This is a genomic window from Streptosporangium fragile, from assembly GCF_039534445.1.
Taxonomy (GTDB): Bacteria; Actinomycetota; Actinomycetes; order Streptosporangiales; family Streptosporangiaceae; genus Streptosporangium; species Streptosporangium fragile.
Genome location: NZ_BAAAVI010000045.1, coordinates 70936 through 75374, shown reverse-complemented (window position 1 = coordinate 75374; position 4439 = coordinate 70936). Strand labels below are relative to the sequence as shown.

The window sequence follows — 4439 nt, the reverse complement described above, 5'->3', positions numbered from 1 at the left end:
CGCAGGCCGGTGGGCGGCGCCGGGGCACGGCTCGCCCGGTGACCGCGGCCCGTCCCGGCGCGGCACCGCCGCTCAACCTCTCCCGCACCGGTGCGGCGGGCGGTGGCGCGTCCCCGGCCAGGTCCGGGGGTTCCCCGGCGCGCGGCTCCGGCGGCTGGTTCGGCGGTCGTCCCGGCGGCGGCTGGGCCCCGCAGGGCGGCGCGTCGTCCTCGGGCGGCGGATCCTCTTCGGGCGGTGGGTCGGGCGGCCGGTCCTCCGTCTCCCCGGCGGCCAGGCCCTCCGGGGGCCGCGCCCCGGCCCCCTCCGGCGGCCGGTCCTCCGCGCCCACCTCGGGCGGCGGTGGCGGCGGCCGCTCGGGCGGCGGCTTCTTCGGCGGCGGCTCCCGGTCCTCCTCGGGCTCGGGTTCGTCGGGCTCCGGACGTGGCTCCTCGGGCTCCGGCCCGCGCGGCGGCTCCGGCGGGTCCGGTTCGGGCGGCGGCATCTTCGGCGGCTCCGGAGGCTCCTCCGGCGGATCGAGGAACCGCGACGCCGGGCACTCGAACCGGTCCTCCGAGGCGCCTCCGCTCTGGATCACCAGGCGCTCCGACCGGGGCCGGGAGGCCGGTGAGACGGCTGCCCCGTTCTGGCTGCGCCCGTCCAGTCCCGGCAAGGACTGACGATGACCGAAGGAGGCACCCGGCGGGGGGTCGTCTTCGCGGTGCTGGTGGTGATGCTCGCCGCAGTCGGGATCTACCTCACCATGTGGCCCGACTCCGGCGGCGACCTCCGGACCGGGGCCGAGCCGGTCGGCGCCGACCGTACCGTGGCCGGGTCCGCGCAGGACCCGGCCGCCGAGCCGGCGCGCCCGGCGGCGACGGCGAGCAACGCCCCCTTCGACGTCTACTCCTACCTGCCGATGACCAAGCAGGAACTGGCCGCCGCCGCCGACTACGCGCAGCGGTTCACCGCCGAGTACGGCACCTTCAGCTACGACGAGGATCCGGCGGCCTACGGCGGCCGTCTCAGGAGTTACACCACCGAGGATTTCGCCGGGGTGCTGCTGCGCACCCTCACCTCGGCCGGGACGATCGAGAGCAACAAGGCCGACGAGGTCGTCTCGGTCGGGTCGGCGCGGGTGAAGGAGATCCGGCAGATCGACAGCGCATCGGTGATCTTCGTGGTCGTCGGCACGCAGAACGTCACGGCCAGGAGCGGGGCGAGCGAGAGGACCGCGGAGTACGCCGTCACGCTCGTCCAGGCCGGCAGCGAGTGGCGGGTCCACGACCTCCAGCCGGCCGACTCCGGCCAGGAGGGAGACGATCAGCCCCTGGAAACCGGCGGCACCGGATGAAGGACACGAACGCGATGAGCGGCGCGGTCACCGCCTCGGACGGCCGGCGAGACCGGATGAGGGGCGTGACCGCGATGAACGGCACGGTCGCGGACTCGGGCGACCGGCGGTACCGGAGGAAGGGCACGACCGCATGAGAAGTGGCAAGCATCTGCGTCTCCTGCTCATTCTCGGGGTCGCCATGCTCTGCCTGACCACGCTGATCATGGCGCCGATGCTGGTGGTCGGCAGTTTCCCGTCCTTCCCGTCCATCACCGGCGCGGGGCTGCCCGACTGCGGGCAGACCGCGCAGGCGGCGAGCGACCAGTCGGAGACCGCGACGTCGGACATCCCGGAGGAGTACCTGAAGCTCTACCGCGAGCACGGCAAGAAGATCGGCGTGCAGTGGAACGTGCTCGCCGGGGTCGGCAAGCGGGAGACCGACCACGGGCGCTCCACGCTCCCCGGCGTGCGCAGCGGCACCAACTACGCCGGTGCCGCCGGGCCCATGCAGTTCCTGATCAGCACCTGGGGCGGCAAGCCCAAGATCAAGATCCCGTCCACGTTCAACGGCTACGCCTCCGACGGCGACGGGGACGGCTGGGCCGACGTGTACAACCCGGCGGACGCCATCCTGGGCGCGGCGAAGATGCTCAAGCGCAACGGCGCGCCGGAGGACGTGCGGCGCTCGCTGTTCGTCTACAACCGGGCCTGGTGGTACGTGGACCAGGTCATGGAGATCGCCAAGAAGTACGCGAAGGACGGTGAGGTCGCCACGCCGCCGGACACCGACGAGGCCTGCGACGAGCCGCTGGTGGAGGCCGCGCCCAGCGACACGGTCGCCGCGATTCTGGAGTACGCCCTCGCCCAGCGCGGCAAGCCCTACATCTGGGGCGGCACCGGGCCCGCCGGCTACGACTGCTCCGGGATCATCTACATGGCCTACCGGAGCGTCGGCCTGAACATCCCGCGCACCACGTTCGGCCAGTGGCCGTTCGGCGTGAAGATCAAGGCGGGCGAGGAACAGGCGGGAGACCTCGTCTTCTTCAACTCCGGTCCCGGCACCAGCTTCGACAACCCCGGGCACGTGGGTATGGTGGTCTCGCCGGGCAAGATGATCGAGGCCAGGTGCCGCCTGTGCGGGCCGATCAAGGTCACCACCTACCGTGACCGCACCGCGATCGTGGGGTTCACCCGGCCGCTGCAGAACCCGCAGATCCTGGAACAGCTCAGGCTGAAGGCGCAGGGCTGACACAACCCGGTCCCCGCACGCCCGGTGCGGGGACTGCCGGATTCACCGGAGGGGAATTCGCCTCTCCGCTATGGTTTTCCTGTTCGGAACGGTCAGGGCTCGGCCGTCGCCCGCCTCGGGGGAGGGGGCGAGAAGCCGCCCTCTCCAGGTTCAGAGGGCGGAGGAGTCACGGACAAGGTCGTTGTGGGCGCCGCCATCGTCGACGGCGGCGGCAGGCTGCTCGCCGCCCAGCGCGCCGAGCCGCCCGAGCTGGCCGGTGGCTGGGAACTGCCCGGCGGGAAGGTCGATCCGGGGGAGGACGAGCACACGGCGCTGCTCCGTGAGTGCCAGGAGGAGCTCGGAGTCGTGATCAAAGTCGGCGAGCGGGTCGGTGGAGACTGGGGGCTGACCGGGGGCTACGTGCTCCGGGTCTGGCTGGCGGAGATCGTCGAGGGCAGGCCCGAGGCCCGCGAGCACCTGGAGTTGCGCTGGCTGCACGACCACGAGTTGTACGACGTGCCGTGGCTCCCCGCGGACCTGCCGATAGTGCGGGCCGTGCAAGGTCTCCTCAACGGTGGGCAAGGTCGTTTCAACGAGGATTGATCGGCTCCGCCGCGTGACATAACTGCTACTGTGCGTAGCGATGTCGCGTGTCCGTACCCGGGGAACGGAGAGATGCGGTGGCCGTGTGGTGGCGTGGTGCTCGGATCGTGTCGGCTTTCGGGGCGGGGGTGCTCGTCCTCGGCGGAGGGTCGGCGGTGTACGCCGTCGAGGCCGATGAGCCCGTCCCGTCGCCCCTCGACCTGGTCGCCGCCGCCGGGGCCGGGGTGTGGTCGACGTGGAGCCGGCCCGGTGAGGTGATCCGCTTCCGGGTGCGTCTGGAAGGGCCGGGCACCGACGCGCGCCTGGCGCTTGTGACGAGACCCGCCGGGGTGCTCAGGGGCGTCGAGTGCCCCGTGAGCACCGTGCCCGGCACGCCGCTGCCCGAGGGGGTGGCGGTGTGCGCGGTCGGTGATGTCGCCGCGACGGGCAGGTCGGTCGACGTGCTGCTCGCCGTCCCGGACAGGCGGCGCGACATCACGGTGACCACGGTGGCCACGATGCGCGGGTCCGCCGGGGAGACGGTGACGCAGCAGACCCGGGACACGATTCGCAGCCCGCGGTCCGAGACCGCGGCGGCCGGGCCCGCCCGCGCGGCGGAACAGGCCCGTCCCGCCGTGCCCGGATCCGCACCCGGCGTGCCGCCGGAGGCGTTGCCGGCGTCCCGGGCGCTCGACGAGCCCGCCGCGGGCCGGGGGAGTGGTCCGGAGCCCGCGGACCAGGGGAGTGACGGCGGGGAAGCCGGGGGCGGAACAGCCGAGGAGAAAGCCGACAAGGCCGTTCTCGCCTTCCTGTCGGAGGTTCTTGAACGATCCTCCGCGCCCACGGCGGCACGGCCGCCCGTCGCAGGCGGAGCTCTCCCGGGTGCGAACCCGGCGCCGCCGGCGCAGGCCCCCGGTTCCAGGCCGTCCGCAACGCCCGGTTCCAGGCCGTCGGCCGTCCCCCCCACCGTGCTCGGGCCACCGGCCGCGTCCCCGGTCACCTCGTCCCCCACCTCCGGGGCCCGTCCGCAGGTCGCCTCCCTTCCCCGGTCTCCGGGCGCCGCCGGCTCCAGGTCGTCGGACGTCGGCGGGGAGACGACCCCGCGGCAGACCGCGGCCGCCCTGACGCGGAACTCCGGTCCTCGCGCGGCCTCGCCCCGGACCGCCTACCGCCCGGTGACCCACCGGACCTCCGCACGGCAGGGCACGGGCCGGCGGCCGGCCGGTCGGCAGGGGACCACCGGGCGGCTCTCCCCGGCGCAGACGAGCGTGCAGGTTCCGCAAGCCCCCGGACTGGCTGGAATGCAGACAGGGGCGC

At 73.8% G+C, this 4439-nt stretch carries 3 protein-coding genes and 2 pseudogenes; 4 read left to right on the top strand and 1 reads right to left on the bottom strand.

Annotation, left to right across the window (positions count from 1 at the left end):
- A pseudogene (locus tag ABD841_RS26760) lies at window positions 1-649 on the bottom strand (hypothetical protein); the annotation flags it as partial.
- A gap of 9 nt (window positions 650-658) precedes the next feature.
- Between ABD841_RS26760 and ABD841_RS26755 the strand changes: the two are divergent.
- The 4 genes and pseudogenes from ABD841_RS26755 to ABD841_RS26740 all read left to right on the top strand — a co-directional run.
- Entirely contained in the window at window positions 659-1330 is a 672-nt protein-coding gene (locus ABD841_RS26755) for a hypothetical protein (protein ID WP_344977539.1), read from the top strand.
- 133 nt (window positions 1331-1463) lie between these two features.
- Window positions 1464-2561 (top strand): C40 family peptidase, encoded by a 1098-nt coding sequence (locus ABD841_RS26750; protein ID WP_344977536.1) that lies wholly within the window; start codon window positions 1464-1466, stop codon window positions 2559-2561.
- Between the two features lie 183 nt (window positions 2562-2744).
- A complete protein-coding gene (locus tag ABD841_RS26745) occupies window positions 2745-3143 on the top strand; it encodes a (deoxy)nucleoside triphosphate pyrophosphohydrolase (protein ID WP_344977533.1) in 399 nt (132 codons plus the stop codon).
- A 107-nt stretch (window positions 3144-3250) separates the two neighbouring features.
- Window positions 3251-4439: pseudogene (locus tag ABD841_RS26740) on the top strand (hypothetical protein); the annotation flags it as partial.